The organism is Paenibacillus sp. KACC 21273 (assembly GCF_028736095.1).
Lineage (GTDB): Bacteria > Bacillota > Bacilli > Paenibacillales > Paenibacillaceae > Saccharibacillus > Saccharibacillus kyungheensis.
Genome location: NZ_CP117876.1, coordinates 1,359,550 through 1,375,611 on the forward strand (window position 1 = coordinate 1,359,550; position 16,062 = coordinate 1,375,611).

At 40.8% G+C, this 16,062-nt stretch carries 11 protein-coding genes; all 11 read left to right on the top strand.

The genetic code is table 11. The features are described from left to right. The first annotated feature begins 97 nt into the window (after positions 1-97). The 11 genes from PQ460_RS06335 to gntK all read left to right on the top strand — a co-directional run bounded on the left by PQ460_RS06335 (position 98) and on the right by gntK (position 15,872). On the top strand, positions 98-970 hold the full coding sequence (locus PQ460_RS06335) for a carbohydrate ABC transporter permease (protein ID WP_273613309.1): 873 nt from the start codon (positions 98-100) through the stop codon (positions 968-970). 565 nt (positions 971-1,535) lie between these two features. Next, positions 1,536-3,038, top strand: coding sequence for an extracellular solute-binding protein (locus PQ460_RS06340; RefSeq protein ID WP_274172085.1), 1,503 nt, complete (start codon positions 1,536-1,538; stop codon positions 3,036-3,038). A gap of 36 nt (positions 3,039-3,074) precedes the next feature. Then, positions 3,075-4,574: an extracellular solute-binding protein gene (locus PQ460_RS06345; RefSeq protein ID WP_274172086.1), complete on the top strand. Its 1,500-nt coding sequence runs from the start codon at positions 3,075-3,077 to the stop codon at positions 4,572-4,574. A gap of 271 nt (positions 4,575-4,845) precedes the next feature. Then, the gene (locus PQ460_RS06350) at positions 4,846-5,700 is read left to right on the top strand and encodes an SDR family oxidoreductase (protein ID WP_274172087.1); all 855 of its coding nucleotides are present in this window, start codon (positions 4,846-4,848) and stop codon (positions 5,698-5,700) included. A 149-nt stretch (positions 5,701-5,849) separates the two neighbouring features. Next, entirely contained in the window at positions 5,850-6,422 is a 573-nt protein-coding gene (locus tag PQ460_RS06355) for a DUF2569 family protein (protein WP_274172088.1), read from the top strand. Positions 6,423-6,490: 68 nt separating this feature from the next. After that, complete coding sequence (locus tag PQ460_RS06360; RefSeq protein WP_273613304.1) at positions 6,491-7,009, top strand: GNAT family N-acetyltransferase; 519 nt, start codon at positions 6,491-6,493, stop codon at positions 7,007-7,009. A 246-nt stretch (positions 7,010-7,255) separates the two neighbouring features. Continuing rightward, positions 7,256-8,002 carry a type I methionyl aminopeptidase gene (map, locus tag PQ460_RS06365; protein WP_273613303.1) on the top strand — a complete coding sequence of 249 codons (747 nt, stop codon included), beginning with the start codon at positions 7,256-7,258 and terminating at the stop codon, positions 8,000-8,002. 466 nt (positions 8,003-8,468) lie between these two features. After that, entirely contained in the window at positions 8,469-11,363 is a 2,895-nt protein-coding gene (gene pulA / locus PQ460_RS06370) for a type I pullulanase (protein WP_274172089.1), read from the top strand. 294 nt (positions 11,364-11,657) lie between these two features. Continuing rightward, entirely contained in the window at positions 11,658-12,617 is a 960-nt protein-coding gene (locus PQ460_RS06375) for a Ppx/GppA phosphatase family protein (protein ID WP_273613301.1), read from the top strand. Positions 12,618-12,866: 249 nt separating this feature from the next. Beyond that, entirely contained in the window at positions 12,867-14,243 is a 1,377-nt protein-coding gene (locus tag PQ460_RS06380; protein WP_273613300.1) for a GntP family permease, read from the top strand. A gap of 45 nt (positions 14,244-14,288) precedes the next feature. Beyond that, a complete protein-coding gene (gntK, locus tag PQ460_RS06385) occupies positions 14,289-15,872 on the top strand; it encodes a gluconokinase (protein WP_273613299.1) in 1,584 nt (527 codons plus the stop codon). Positions 15,873-16,062 lie beyond the last annotated feature (190 nt).

A 16,062-nucleotide genomic window follows, 5' to 3' on the forward strand; every position in this document is an offset into this window, starting at 1 on the left:
CTATTTTTTGTAGAAAGAAATCAAATAGTATAAAAAATCTTTTGCAAACGATGTTATGCATTCTAAAGTTACCTATCGTCCGAAAGGAGACAACATCATGAAACAAGATCGTACATTAGGGAATCGGCTATTTGATTATACCAATCATACCTTGTTGTTATTGTTAGGGATTGTAACGGTATTGCCTTTTATCTATATCACTGCTGTATCATTTACCAGTCCAGCAGAAGTCGCTAAAGGGGGATTTATTCTTTTTCCGAAAGAATTTTCGCTTGCTGCGTATCGGTATATTTTCTCTACATCTACACTATTGAATAGCTTATGGGTATCAATCTATATTACAGTGCTCGGCACATTTATTAATTTACTGCTGACCACCTTGATGGCGTATCCGTTATCACGTCCTTATTTGCGAGGCAGAAAGTACATTATGCTCGGTGTATTGTTCACGATGTTATTTAGTGGCGGTATGATTCCGACGTACTTTGTTGTCAATTCTCTTCATTTGACCGATACGTTATGGTCGCTAATGATTCCAGGCGCGATCAGTGCTTTTAACTTGATCGTACTCAAAAACTTTTTCCAACAAATCCCTGATGGACTGGAAGATGCCGCCAAAATCGACGGATGTAACGACGTCTCAATCCTTTTCCGTATCGTGTTACCGTTATCGCTACCAGCCATGGCAACATTCGCATTGTTCTACTCGGTAGCTCACTGGAATAGCTTCTTCAGCGCTATTCTGTATATTAACGATAGCGACAAATGGCCTGTACAAGTGTGGCTACGCGAAATTGTTATTCTAGCTCAAAGCCGAATCGGAGACACCAGCATCGAAGAAGCCGATATCCAACCACTTACGATTCGAATGGCAGTTATCGTATTCTCAACATTGCCTATCTTAATGGTCTACCCATTCCTACAAAAACATTTCGCCAAAGGCGCACTTCTAGGCTCAGTCAAAGGCTAAATTGCATCCATAACCATGATTACTTAATAACGTAATTTAAAATAACTTAAATAAGTAAAATGAACCAAATCCTTATTCTCACCATTTAATTCAATAACCAAACATCACACCCATACATGTCCATCACTAACCATTACACTAACTACCTACAACAATTGTCGCACCCAAAAAAATCATTACCAAACCCAATAAAACCTACATTACATGCTAAAAAACCATCTCAACTCGCACTACAATAATTATTAAATCCTTAAATCCTTAAATCCTTAAATCCTTAAATCCTTAAATATTTAAAACTTTAAAACTCAAGTCCCTAATCCCTAATTTTCAAAAACTCAAAAACTCAAATCCCTTAAAACGATCTTAAAAATCTTTACATCTTTTCTGCCACTACCCACCCAATTGTGCTAGGCGGAGGGGGAGATGGATTCTGAAAGTCGCCTTTAAGACTGGGATATCGACCGCCAGCGGTCAAATCAAGATATCCCTGTCTTACCAGCGACTGCAAGAACCATCTCCCCCGCAGCCCTCCACAACCCCCCTCAACGAAAGGAGATAATTATTTATGAAAAAACAAACAGCAGTTTTAATGTGCCTTGTATTAGCAACATCTACTGTACTGAGTGCATGTGGAAGCAAAGGATCTCAGGGAGCATCGGTCGATGATACGATCACGATGGCGATTTCTCAAGTAGGCGATATTCCATCCGCAGGCAACCCGATTCAAACGCAAATTGAAAAATACACGGGCAAAAAATTAGACGTTCAATGGATACCGAACTCGGCATATGATGACAAGATCAATGTCATGATCGCTTCAGGAGATATGCCTGATATTTTAAAAGTGAATTACACACCTGCTGTCACTAACGCGATGCGTAACGATGTATTCTGGGAAGTCGGCCCGTATCTCAAAGATTATCCTAACTTAGCGGCACAAGCAGATGTATTTTACGATAATGTTAAAGTCGATGGCAAAATCTATGGGGTACCTCGCTTTTCCGATATTGCACGTGCGACATTGCTCTACCGCTCGGATTGGTTTAAAAAGCTCAAGCTAGATGTACCGAAAAGCACAGAAGACTGGTACAACGATGTGAAAGCGTTAACATTAAATGATCCTGATGGAAATGGGAAAAAAGATACGTATGGCATGATGTTGTTCAAAAAATATAACGAAGGCGAGTATGCATTTACAACACGTCTAGCTGTCAGTCTAGGAGCACCGAATAAGTGGAAAGTGGAAGATGATGGTTCGTTTACTCCAGAATTCATGACTGCTGAATATAAAGGTGTAATGGATCTACTCAAGCGTCTATATGATGAGCAATTGATCAATCAAGATTTTGCAGTATTTGATTCAACTGAAGCAGATAAGAAATTCGATTCCGGTCTAACCGGTATGAAGATCGCTGTGGCACAGACTGCCAAAAGTCAGCTTGAACGTTTGCAAGAAAATGTACCTGATGCCGAAGTCGATCTTGCCAAATTAGAAGGGCCGGACGGTTATCGTGTACCTGCTCAATCCGGTAATGCAGGTATTCTGGTATTTCCCAAAGTCTCTGTGCCTACAGAAGAAGACCTCAAAGCGCTGTTGTCTTTTTTGGATAAATTAATGGACCCTGAAATGTCTACACTGTTATTGCGTGGAGTCGATGGAAAGCATTATAAAAAGTTAGAGGATGGACGGGTAGAAATGACCGATTTTGCTGCTTTTCAACGTGAAGTAAAGCCTTATCGTGATAATCTGCCACTGGTAGAAGGATATAATGTGCCTGCGCAAAAAGATACCAAAATTGGCGAAAAAGGAGTAGCAATGGCAAAAGAAATTACGCAGTATGCTATTCCGAATCCAGCATTGACGTTGTATTCACCAACATATGAAGAGCGCGGTGGGGATCTCGATCAATTGATTAACGATGCACAAACCAAATATATTATGGGCAAAATTGACGAAAACGGCTGGCAACAACAAGTGGAACTATGGAAAACATCCGGCGGCGACAAAGTGATGCAAGAATACGCAAGCTCCTACAAAGAACAGCAACAACAAAAGCAAAGCAAATAACCATGTTCATACCATAATGACCGGGAGGAAATAATAATGAAATTTGTGGTTAAACAAACTGCTTGTTGGACACTTACTGCTGTATTGGCTTTGGGATTAACAGGTTGTGGGAACAGCGATTCAGGAGCGGCAACAGCGGATTCTTCAACCGTACGTATTTCACTCATGCAAGTCGGCGATATTCCCAAAACTGGAAATGATGTAGAGACAGGACTGGAAAAGCATATCGGCAAAGATTTGGATATTCAATGGATTCCCAGCTCTGCGTTTAACGATAAAGTCAATGTCATGATCGCTTCAGGCAATTTGCCTCATATTATGCGTCTGAATTATATTCCAACAACAGTGGGTGCGATTCGTTCAGATCAATTTTGGGAGATTGGCCCTTATCTTAAAGACTATCCGAATCTAGCGGCTCAAGATCCTGAGTATTACAGCAATATCACGGTCGATGGTAAATTGTACGGCGTTCCGAATTTCCGCGATATAGGGCGGGCTGCTATCGTATACCGCAAAGACTGGTTTGATACATTGAAATTAGGGGTGCCCAAAAGTATAGATGATTGGTACAACGCCGCCAAAGCGATAGCCACTAAAGATCCTGACGGTAATGGCAAAAACGATACGTATGCTTTTCCATTATTCAAAACATATACTGAAGGTTCTCAAGCTCCTCTGACTCGTATTGCAGTCAGTCTGGGTGGCGTTAATCGCTGGGGAGTAGATGACAATGGCAAATTCACGCCTGAATTTATCACACCGCAATATACAGAAGTGTTACAAATGATGCATCGTCTTTATGCTGAAAAATTAATCAATGCTGACTTCCCTTCACTGGATTCTACAGAAGCCGATAAAATGATGGCCTCCGGTAGAATCGGTATGAAACTAAATGGCGTAGCAACCAACGGAAAAAGTACACAACAATTATTAACAGCGGCTGTACCGGATGGAGTGGTTGATATTTCTCCATTTGTCGGACCAGAAGGGATTCGTATTGCAGGTGAACCGGGTAACTTTGGTTTTCTAGCTTTCCCCAAAGCGACCGTCCAAGACGAAGCACAACTGAAAGAATTATTAGGTACACTCGATAAACTGATGGACGAGCCTACAAGTACATTGCAATTGCGCGGGATCGAAGGCAAGCATTACAAAAAAACAGCAGACGGCAAAACAGAATTTATCGATTTCGATGGATATCAACGAGATGTGAAGCCTTATCGTGATAATTTGCTAAATATTGAAGGTTATCATGTACCTGAATTGGTCGATACCGAACTTGGAACCAAAGGAGTAAAATTATCAAAAGATGATCGCAAATATGCTATCTCCAATCCTGCGTACAATCTCGTATCGGATATCTATACAGAGCGCGGACAAGAGCTAGATCAGATGATTAGTGATGCACAGACCAAATACATTATGGGTGAGTTAGATGATGCTGGCTGGCAACAAGCGATTACAAACTGGCGTACTGCCGGTGGTGATCAGTTGATTAAAGAGTACGAAGAAGCGTATGCCAAATTAAAGCAGTAAATCATTTGTTGCATAAACAAATAAATGATCAGCGATAACGAAATGTTTATCAAAACGATTCTATAATGCTAGGTAACAAAAAATGCTAGATACCAAAAAACTGTAATTTACTTCTTGTGCTATTCTGCTCAGACAGAGTAGGCAATGAGTTGTAGTTACAGTTTTTTGGTATGTCATCTGCATGATTTGAATCTATTACTAATCAGCAGATGCGTAGAAATAGATGGACTGGTTTATTAACAAGAAAAGAATCACTTACAGGAGGAACATCATGAATACAAAACGTGTATTGATTACAGGTGCCAATTCCGGCATGGGACTTGCTTCTACTATAGAATTAGCCAAGCGTGGCTATGAAGTTATTATGGGCTGTCGCAATGAAGAACGTGGACAGAAAGCATTACAAGAAGCACGTGAAAAAAGCGGTTCTGACCAGATTACACTGATGAAATGTGATCTAGGGTCACTGCAACATATTCGTGAATTTGCAGAACAATTTAATCAGAAATATGATCGGTTGGATGTTTTACTTAACAATGCAGGTGTGGTGAATTTGAAGCGTCAAGAAACAGAAGATGGATTTGAAATGAGTATCGGGGTCAATCATCTCGGTCATTTTTTGCTGACTCATTTGCTGTTAGATGCACTCAAAGCTTCCCCACAAGGACGAATCGTTGTTGTCAGTTCAGGTGCGTATAAGATTGGTAAAATTCATTGGGATGATCCTCATTTACACAACGGATATACAGTCATCAAGTCATACGCTCAATCCAAAATCGCGAATATCTTTTTTACACGTGTTATGGCGGAAAAGTTAAAAGATACTCAGGTAACGATCAATTGTCTGCATCCTGGAGCAGTAGCGACTAATATTGGAGTAGATCGGGATACCGGATTTGGTAAGCGCATTTTGGCTGGAGTAGCGTATCTTCCTTTTTTCCAGACACCCGAGCAAGGCGCAGAAACGGCTATTTTCCTTGTAGATGATTCTTCTGTAGCTCAACATTCAGGAATGTATTATTATCGCCAAAAGATCCATAAGCTCAAGCCCAAAGCACTGGATGATGCAGAAGCGCTTCGTTTCTGGGAATGGAGTCAAGAGCAGGTGGGCTTACAAGAGCAATAAGAAAGTAATTTCGGTCAAAGACAGTATCAGGTCTAATCGTTGTAATCTGTTATGCGATCTGTCTTACATGATCTATCATCTACTGGTACAATAGAATCATCTGATATTTGTTATAATCAGAACAAAAAAAGAAAGGATGATGATACCGAATGAGTAACGAATATCCGCCGAATCCTAATGACGTTCAGCAGAATCCGTATCAAGCTCCACCTCAACAGCAATATGGAGGAATGCCACCATACCCGCCGTATATGCAACCACCTTTGCAAGGATTAGGCGGCTGGTTAGCTTGTTTTCAAGTGTATATGTATTATGTACTTATTGCTTTTATGTTTACTATTCCTAGTTACATATTTTTAATCTGGATGTATAAGAATCCAGGGCAGTTTGATGCGGTAGTACCTGGTATGACTAATAGTGTATTTTCTGTTTATGGCAACAACTTTATGTTGGTGATGATTATGGGGATCGTCTTATCTATTATTTCGTTTCTGTGGATGATTACTAATCTAGTGTTCTTTTACAAACGTAAAAAATTCTTGCCACGTGTTATGATTGCATACTGCTTATTCCAAATCGCTGTAAGCGTTGTGACATTGTTGTTGATTCCAAAGGTAGGTATATCACCAACAATTAGTAGCATTTTTGGTATTGCTACGCTGGTTGCTTGGATTTTCTACTTTATGCGTTCTGTACGTGTCAAAAATACATTTGTTCGTTAATCCGTCACGTAATCTTTCGTCAATCACGCTGATCTTTACATTTGTTTTTATACAAGGAGGCAGATTAAATGAGTGATCAACATTTACCTTACACGATAGAAATAGCTAGACAAGAAGATTTACCTGCTATTGTCGATATCTACAATTCTTCTATTCCTGCAAGGTTGGCTACTGCGGATACAGAACCTGTAACAGTAGAAAGCCGACAAGCGTGGTTCGATGAGCATGTTCCTGATCGTCGTCCATTGTGGGTGCTGTGGCAAGATGGACAGATTGCAGGTTGGGCAAGTCTACAGACTTTTTATGGACGACCTGCTTATAACGGTACGGTAGAGCTAAGTGTATATGTACACAACGATTATCAAGGAAAAGGTATCGGTAGCAAATTAGTCTCTTATGCGATTGAGCAAGCTCCAGCAATGCATATACATACGCTGCTTGGTTTTGTTTTTGCTCATAATGATCCAAGTCTGAATTTGTTGCGTAAATTTGGATTTGAAGATTGGGGACATTTGCCGCGTGTTGCTATTTTGGACGATGTAGAACGTCATTTGGCGATTGTAGGCAAACGTATAGAAGCCAAGTAACAGAGGTTAAAACATTAACTGTATAGATGCAACCTAACACCTGATAATGCGTCTAATGATTATCAGGTGTTTTGGTCTATTTCGGCAAACAACAACTGATTGCTAGCATGATATGATCCGCTCGGTAGGTTGCTCAAAGATACAGTTGACGGTAATATGTATGAGGAACCATATCAGTTATATAGAGATAATACGTATTCGGGGCAGATGCCCAAAGGAAATAGCTTGTGGAAAGGAAGCCGATCAATGATCATACTGAAATCACCTCAAGAAATAGAAGAAATGAAAACGGCTAGTCAGATCGTAGCAGATTGTCATCGTGAAATTGCCAAGCTGATTCAACCGGGAATTACAACGATGGAAATCAATGAATTTGTCAAAAAGCATATTACTAAATTAGGTGGTAAACAATTCACCAATGGATATAATGGGTTTGAATATGAGACTTGTGCATCGGTTAATGATGTAATCGCTCATGGTTTTCCAAATCGTACGCCTTTACAAGAAGGCGATATTGCCAAAATCGATATCGTTGCTGAATATAATGGTTGGCTAGGCGATTCTGCATGGTGTTATGCAGTCGGTAACATTTCGCCAGAAGCTGAAAAGCTAATGCGTATTACCAAAGAATGTCTTTATATCGGAATAGAACATGCTATCGTAGGCAATCGTCTAGGAGATGCGATGGCTCCGCTACAACATCATGCCGAAAGCAATGGATTCCATGTGGTACGTGATCTATTGGGTCATGGCATCGGACGTGATCTTCATGAAGAACCTAACTTTACCCATACAGGCAAACCGGGCAAAGGTACACGTTTAAAAGAAGGTATGGTATTTACGATTGAACCGATGATTAATGAAAGCACGTATCGGATGACGATTGATGCTGATGGCTGGACAGCACGCACAGCCGATGGAGGATGGTCTGCTCAGTATGAACATACTATAGCGATTACAGCAGATGGCCCGATTATTTTGACAGCTCAATAATAGTTTGCTGCGATAAAGTGGTTGAACATATCGATGTAGTAGCAGTTTTAACAAGTGCATTGTTGAGACTGCTATCATGGTATTATCATAGGTAGCAGAGATAAGGTTTAGGAATTGTTATCCTTTTTTGTATTCAAAAGCAAGTTATTGAGGTAAATAATAAACACACGATATGCAATACAACCTCCGCTTTTCCAACTATACAATCGCTAATCGGATAAATAATAATAGTCGGTATGATATTCATTAAATATTTGTGCCAACGATTGCACGTTTTGAATATTACAAAAACCCCCATGACATAGGACTAAAGTTCCATCAAACCTTCAACAATTCGACAAAATTTCCGATACTATTATTATAAGCATTTGTAAATAAATACTAGACTTGTTAGTAAAGCTTGATGGTATGAAGTGAAGATGAGCATTGATGCTCATTGTTAACCTAAAATATGGTGGTGAATATAATGTTAGATAAAATGAATCATTCCTTAATTCGAAACTTAGACGTAGCGGCTGACTACTTTTACGATATAGATGATCTTGGACTGCACTATACGCCTCAGCAAAGTATATTCAAACTTTGGGCACCTGATGCAATTCAAATGGATCTAATGTTATATACAGATATGGGTGTGTATGATGAAGATGGTCTTGTACATGATCATACAACAGGTGAAGCTCATAAAATGAAAGCAGAAGAAGGCGGCGTATGGCAATGTGTGCAATACGGCGATCTTGCAGGTCAATATTATATGTACCGTGCTACATTTGCTGACGGTTCTGTACAATACGCTGTTGATCCTTATGCTCGTGCAGTGTCTCCGAACGGGCAACGTACGGCTATTGTAGATCTACAGACAACCAATCCTGAAGGATGGGAAAATGATATCAAACCTCGTATGTCCAGTGTTACTGATGCGGTGATCTACGAATTGCATGTGCGTGATTTCTCGATTGATGAATCTTCGCGTATGAAGCATAAAGGTCAATATCTTGCTTTTACTGAAAAAGGTCTGCAAGATGAACATGGCAATTCTATCGGTATCGATCATCTTAAAGAACTGGGTGTGACTCACGTTCATTTATTGCCGATTGCTGATTTTCATACAGTCAATGAATTAAAAGTACAAGATCCTGAGTCTACTCAAATCAAATACAATTGGGGTTATGATCCACAGCATTACAATGTGCCTGAGGGTGCTTATGCGACCGATCCTACAGATCCAACATCACGTATTCGTGAATTTAAGCGTCTGATCCAAGCATTGCATGCCCAAGGTCTGCGTGTAGTCATGGATGTGGTATATAACCATACGTATTCTGTAGATGATGGACCTTTTGATCGTTTGGTGCCGGGATATTTCTATCGCACTGATGAAAAAGGTCAGTTAACCAATGGTTCGGGTGTTGGTAACGAGATTGCAACAGAGCGTCCAATGGTACGCAAATATATCAAAGACTCACTACGTTACTGGGCGAATGAGTATCATTTGGATGGATTCCGCTTTGACTTGATGGGCTTGATCGATACAGATACAGTTACTCAATTGACACAAGAGCTACGTCGTGATGTAGACCCTTGTATATTGATCTACGGAGAGCCGTGGACAGGTGGTTGGTCACTTCTTCCACAACAGACATTGAAAGGCTCTCAACGTGGTAAAGGATTTGCTGTATTCAATGATAATTTCCGTGAAGCGATCAAAGGTGATAGCGATGGGGATACACAGGGATTTGCTACAGGATCATTTGGCGTAGAAGGCGATGTTGTCAAAGGCATTTATGGGGCTATCGGAGACTTTACCGATCATCCTAGTGAAACGGTCAACTATGTGACTGCTCATGATAATTTGAATCTATGGGACAAGCTTGTACGCACTTACGGGCAGGATGATGCACTTTCATTCCTGCATATGGATAACGGTCAATTAGCCGATGGAAGCAGTGTAGAAGAAGCGGTACAAGCGGCAGAGCCTTACAAATATATCGATCCTGAACATGTATTATCGAATGATTGGGTTCGTCGTTCTTTATTAGCTAATGGTATTGTGTTAACCAGTCAGGGGATTCCATTTATCCATGCTGGTGATGAAATGTTACGTACCAAATTTGGCGATCATAACAGTTATCGCAGCCCTGATGTGATCAATGGATTACGCTGGGGAAATAAACATCGTTTCCGTCCGGTGTTTGATTACTATCAAGGTCTAATTCAGTTAAGGCGTTCTCATCCTGCTTTTCGTATGGATCAACGAGAAGATGTCGAAAAACATTTAAAAGTATTGCGTAGTGATAAGCAAGTGGTTGCATTTCAACTGGGAGAATATGCGCATGGTGATAAATGGAACCGAATTATAGTCATTTATAACGCTAGTACTCATGATCAGACCGTGTCTTTGCCAGCGTCGGTCAGTCCATGGCAAATCGTTGTTAATGAGAACCAAGCCGGTATTCATCCATTAGCAAGTGTAGTCGGTCAAGAAGTGATCGTTCCTCAGTTGTCTATGATGGTATTGTACGATGAAGAAGATCAATATATTCCAGTAGCAGCTAGCTTGGAGTGGGATTATACGCCAAGTATTATGGAGCCAGGTGAAAAGTTACAACTCAAAGTAACTCCACGCGATCAACGTGGACGTATTTTTGAAGCAGAAGCTGTAGTGTTCCGTTCTTCCAATGAGCAAAATATTATCGTTCGTGAAAATGGACAGATTATTGCTCTACACGAAGGAGACAGTACAATCTGTGCTTCTTGTGGCAGTGTGAAAAGTACGCTTTTGTTACATGTAGAAACTTTGGTGCCACATATGATTCATTTACATGGAGAACATCAGGTGTATGGTGGCAAACGCATTCCGTTAAAAGCGGAAGTGCTAGATCAATACAGTCGTCCTATTGCTCGCCCGAAAGTATACTGGGATTCCAGCGACAAACGAATTATTCGTGTTAACAAAGATGGATTGGTGCGTGGCATTCGTCCGGGTACAGCGAAGATTACAGCTTCTTGTGGCAAAGCGACTGCACAGTGGTTAGTAGAAGTGTTGCCTTATATTCCTCGCAGTATTGAAGTAGAATACGAACGTCCGAATCAAGATTACAAAGGTTGGAATCTGTGGGTATGGGGGCCGATTTTAGGTCACAGACAGGTGGATTTTGAACGGATCGAAGAAGGCAGAGCGGTTGCCAAAATTATTGTAGCCCCTGAGGAGACCAGTGTAGGCTTTATTATCCGTCTGAAAGACTGGCAAGCCAAAGATGTCGATACCGATCGTTATATTTTCGTAAATACCAATCAAGACGCGATCAAAGTATTAATTAAAAGCGGCGATCCGCAATTTGAAATAGAACCTGTTATATAATGACTCCAAATAGCTACTTCTTTATAAACAAAGAGTGGCTATTTGTTGTTATTTTTGATAATAAATAGGGTTTCTACAGAGTAATTATGGAAATGAGAGACCGTTCCTGATAAAATCATAACCAACTAAACATTTGACAATATAGATCTGGTGTCAAATGAACAAGATGGTTGCAAAGTCAAATATGTATAAAGAGGTTAAGAATGTGGAATAGCCAGCACCTAAATTAGATAGAAGGAGGAACTCGTTAATGGCGATTAATGGAATAGCGGACGCGTTCATGGCAAATATACGATGAGCGAAAACCGGAATCGACTCGGAGTCATTGATATTGGTTCAAACTCAATCCGTCTGATCATTTATGAAGCAGGTGCAGATGGAACCTGTCGTATGATACACAAAGCCAAAGAAACGGTTCGACTCGGTGTACGCAGGGATGAGAATGGCAGCATGATTGAGGAAGATATCCGAACGGTTATTCCTATCCTCCAGAAGTTTAAGCATATTTGTGCAACCAATCATACAGGTCAGATTCGCGCTGTAGCTACAGCCGCAGTCAGACAATCAACCAATACCAAAGATATTATTGCATGTTGGGAAAGCCATACAGATATCAAAGTTCAGATATTATCAGGTGAAGAAGAAGCTTATTTTGGATTTTTGGGTGTGATGCGCTCAATGCCAGCTTATGTCACAGAAGGATTTATTGTTGATATTGGTGGCGGCAGTACAGAGATTTCATATTTCAAAAATAATCAATTAATACAAAGTACATCATTGCCTTGCGGGGCAGTGAATATGACGATGCAAAATGGTGGAACAGACCATTGGAGCGAACAATCGACAGCGCAGTTGGAACAGAAAATCAATCAGCAATTAGCAGATTATCCCTGGACAGCGATGCATCCTGATTTGCCTTTAATCGGTCTGGGTGGAGGGATTCGTGCTCTGGCAAGAATGGAACGAGAACGCAAACGTCAATCCAAGCCAGCTAGTGATCCTTATCGCATTGATCCCGATACTATTTTCTTTTATGCAGAAGCGCTAGCAACGCTTAGTCTGGAAGAACGTGTTAATCAATTTGATCTTGGTAAAGACCGTGCAGACATTATTGTAGCAGGTACACTTATTTTGCGTACGCTGTTAAAGCATATGAAATGTTCGGCATTGCTCGCTAGTTGGCGGGGGCTCAGTGACGGTCTTTCGCACCATTTTTTTACAGCTGAATCTGCTTCTTCACGTCCTCGTTCATAAATACAAAAAAGCTGTTAGTACACATCTAACGATGAAGTGCTAACAGCTTTTTTTGCGTTGTATACGTGTTATCTGCAAAGGTATGCTCAGTCTGTCTCTTTTCTGTATTCTCAGAAAATGTAAACGGTCACAAATGAGCATGAAATAATTAAAATGACATTATCGTTTGAAAAATCTTTAATTTGGGGTAATAATAGAAGGGGTTTATTTGGGAAAAGATGTACATAAGCAGAAAAAGGAGGAAAATGAATGTATTCCATTTTTGGTTTGAGCCATGAAACCACACTATTGGTATGGGCTCTTGTTGCTATTGTTATTTTGATTGTCATGATTGCGAAGTACAAATGGAATCCATTTGTCGTTCTGCTCATGGCATCCTTGTTTTTGGGATTGATTATCGGGATGGAGCCACTAGACGTGGTCAAATCGGTACAAAGTGGTCTAGGTGGGACACTGGGTTCGATAGCGATCGTTATTGGTCTGGGTACCATGCTTGGTAAAATGATGGCTGAATCGGGTGGTGCGGAACAGATTGCCACGACGATGGTCAATCGATTTGGGGAGAAAAATATTCCCTGGGCGATGCTGATTGTAGGGATTATTGTAGGGATGCCGGTCTTTTTTGAAGTCGGTATTATTTTGCTGATTCCTATTTTATTTACCGTCATTCGCAAAACGAATATTTCGCTATTGCGTGTCGGGATTCCGATGCTGGCAGGTCTATCGACTGTACATGGACTGTTGCCTCCGCATCCTGCACCTATGATTGCTATTGATGCTTTTGGAGCTAGTATTGGGAAAACGATTATTTATGCGTTGATTGTAGGGATTCCTACAGCGATAGTAGCTGGGCCGTTATTCGGTTCATTTATTGGGAAACGAATCATCGTGCATCCGCCTGAAGGATTGGCAGAGCAATTTACAACGAATAATAAATTAGATCGTCCAGACAAACCGTTGCCGGGATTCGGTATTACGATGTTGACGATTTTGATGCCCGTTATTCTGATGTTAGCAGGATCTATCGCTGAAATTGCTGATCCGCAAAGCACTCATGGTATAAGTGTATTTTTGCGATTTGTTGGTAATGAGATTGTAGCGATGTTTATTGCGACCGTGTTTGCCTTTTTCTCTCTTGGATTTGCACAGGGCTTCACCAAAGAACAAGTATCCAAATTTGCAGGAGATTGTCTGGCGCCAACAGCTTCGATTATTTTGATTATCGGTGGTGGTGGAGCATTCAAACAGGTATTGATTGATAGTGGTGTCGGTGATGCGATCGCCGCAGTGGCTACATCAGCCCATGTAAATGTAATTGTATTTGCTTATCTGGTTGCTGCATTGATTCGTGTCTCGACAGGATCAGCTACAGTAGCGATGACAACCGCAGCAGGTATTGTTGCGCCTGTACTGGCTTTGACACCGGGAGCAAATATTGAGCTGGTTGTACTGGCAACAGGTGCAGGTTCATTGATCCTTTCTCATGTGAATGATGCAGGTTTCTGGATGGTCAAAGAATTCTTTAATATGACCGTTCCACAGACACTGAAATCATGGACAGTGATGGAGACCTTATTGTCTCTAGTGGCGTTTGGTTTAATTTTGCTACTGAATGTAGTAGTCTAAATAAGAAAAGAAGTTCTGGAAATTAGAGCGAAAGTAGGTTAGATCATGAGCACGGCAAAATATATGATCGGTGTAGACATCGGAACAACCAGTACCAAAGCTGTATTATTTGAAGAAGATGGCAAAATTGTAGCACAAGGTGGAGCAGAATATCCTTTGCATACACCTGTGCCTTCCATTGCTGAACAAGATCCAGATCAATTGTTCCGTGCAGTGATTGATTCTGTAAGACAAACGATGGACAAAAGCAGTGTAGCACCGGAAGATATTTTATTTGTATCTTTCAGCTCAGCGATGCACAGTATGTTAGTCGTGGATAAAGAAGGCAAGCCGATTACACAGTGTATGACATGGGCGGATAATCGGAGTGCAGCGTATTCTCGTCAATTGCAAAAAGAGAAAAAAGGGCATGAGATTTATATGCGCACAGGGACACCGATTCACCCGATGTCTCCATTGACCAAAATTATGTGGATTACACATGATCGCAAAGAAATTGCCAATGCAGCGTACAAATACATTTCGATTAAAGAATATATTTTCCTAAAATTGTTCGGGGAGTATGTTGCTGACCATTCGATGGCTTCTGCGACAGGCTTGATGAATTTGAAGGAACTCGATTGGGATCAAGAAGCGCTAGAAACAGCAGGCATTACGCGTGATCACCTATCTACATTAGTACCTACAACACATGTGATGCATGGCTTACATGCGACATATGCCACTGAAATGGGTCTGATCGAAAGCACTCCATTTGTACTCGGAGCAAGTGATGGAGTACTTTCGAATCTAGGTGTAAATGCGATAGAACCGGGTGTTGTAGCAGTAACGATCGGAACCAGTGGAGCGATTCGTACAGTAACAGATAAGCCGGTAACCGATCCTAAAGGACGCTTTTTCTGTTATGCACTTACTGAAGATAAATGGGTTGTCGGTGGGCCTGTAAACAATGGTGGTATTATTTTCCGCTGGATTCGTGATGAATTCGCCGCTTCTGAAGTAGAAACAGCGAAGCGTCTTGGACTTAGTGCGTATGATGTACTGACTCGTATCGCTGAAAAAGTACATCCTGGCGCAGACGGACTACTATTCCATCCGTATCTATCAGGGGAACGCGCTCCGTTATGGAATCCAGATGCAAGAGGTTCATTCTTTGGACTTGCATTGCATCATAAAAAAGAACATATGATTCGCGCGGCACTGGAAGGCGTTTTGTTCAATTTGTATACAGTGATGTTAGCAGTAGAAGAGCAAATCGGTGTACCGAAAAAAATCCATGCGACAGGCGGATTTGCACGTTCTGAATTGTGGCGTCAGATGATGGCTGATATTTTCGATCAGACAGTAGTCGTTCCTGAAAGTATCGAAAGTTCTTGTCTGGGTGCGGCAGTACTTGGATTGTATGCTCTTAAACGGATCGATTCTTTAGATGAAGTGTCCAAAATGATCGGTACAACGTATGAGCACAAACCATACAAAGAACATGTTGCCATTTACCGCGAGCTATTACCGATCTATATTCGCATATCTCGTAAATTTGAAGAAGATTATGAAGATATCGCTGATTTCCAGCAAAAAATGTTGGATAAATACACACCTATCGACAAAAAAGATAGCGATGATCTGTAATCATTGATAATAGTAGAAATAATGAATAAGCAAACAACATAGATATTTACTGAAAAAAGATTACTGTGTATATTAGCAGTAATCTTTTTTTCGTTTACAATAGGTTACTTCCGGTTAAGTATATCGGGTTAATGAGTTATCGCTTTACCACAGAATCGTTAAAAAGGTATAGTAATTAGAATCGAACACA

What these genes read in the sequence shown, in the direction of transcription:
- PQ460_RS06335 (WP_273613309.1), top strand. Translation starts at nt 98, where the DNA reads ATGAAACAAGATCGTACATTAGGGAATCGGCTATTTGATTATACCAAT.
- PQ460_RS06340 (WP_274172085.1), top strand. Translation starts at nt 1,536, where the DNA reads ATGAAAAAACAAACAGCAGTTTTAATGTGCCTTGTATTAGCAACATCT.
- PQ460_RS06345 (WP_274172086.1), top strand. Translation starts at nt 3,075, where the DNA reads ATGAAATTTGTGGTTAAACAAACTGCTTGTTGGACACTTACTGCTGTA.
- PQ460_RS06350 (WP_274172087.1), top strand. Translation starts at nt 4,846, where the DNA reads ATGAATACAAAACGTGTATTGATTACAGGTGCCAATTCCGGCATGGGA.
- PQ460_RS06355 (WP_274172088.1), top strand. Translation starts at nt 5,850, where the DNA reads ATGAGTAACGAATATCCGCCGAATCCTAATGACGTTCAGCAGAATCCG.
- PQ460_RS06360 (WP_273613304.1), top strand. Translation starts at nt 6,491, where the DNA reads ATGAGTGATCAACATTTACCTTACACGATAGAAATAGCTAGACAAGAA.
- map (WP_273613303.1), top strand. Translation starts at nt 7,256, where the DNA reads ATGATCATACTGAAATCACCTCAAGAAATAGAAGAAATGAAAACGGCT.
- pulA (WP_274172089.1), top strand. Translation starts at nt 8,469, where the DNA reads ATGTTAGATAAAATGAATCATTCCTTAATTCGAAACTTAGACGTAGCG.
- PQ460_RS06375 (WP_273613301.1), top strand. Translation starts at nt 11,658, where the DNA reads ATGAGCGAAAACCGGAATCGACTCGGAGTCATTGATATTGGTTCAAAC.
- PQ460_RS06380 (WP_273613300.1), top strand. Translation starts at nt 12,867, where the DNA reads ATGTATTCCATTTTTGGTTTGAGCCATGAAACCACACTATTGGTATGG.
- gntK (WP_273613299.1), top strand. Translation starts at nt 14,289, where the DNA reads ATGAGCACGGCAAAATATATGATCGGTGTAGACATCGGAACAACCAGT.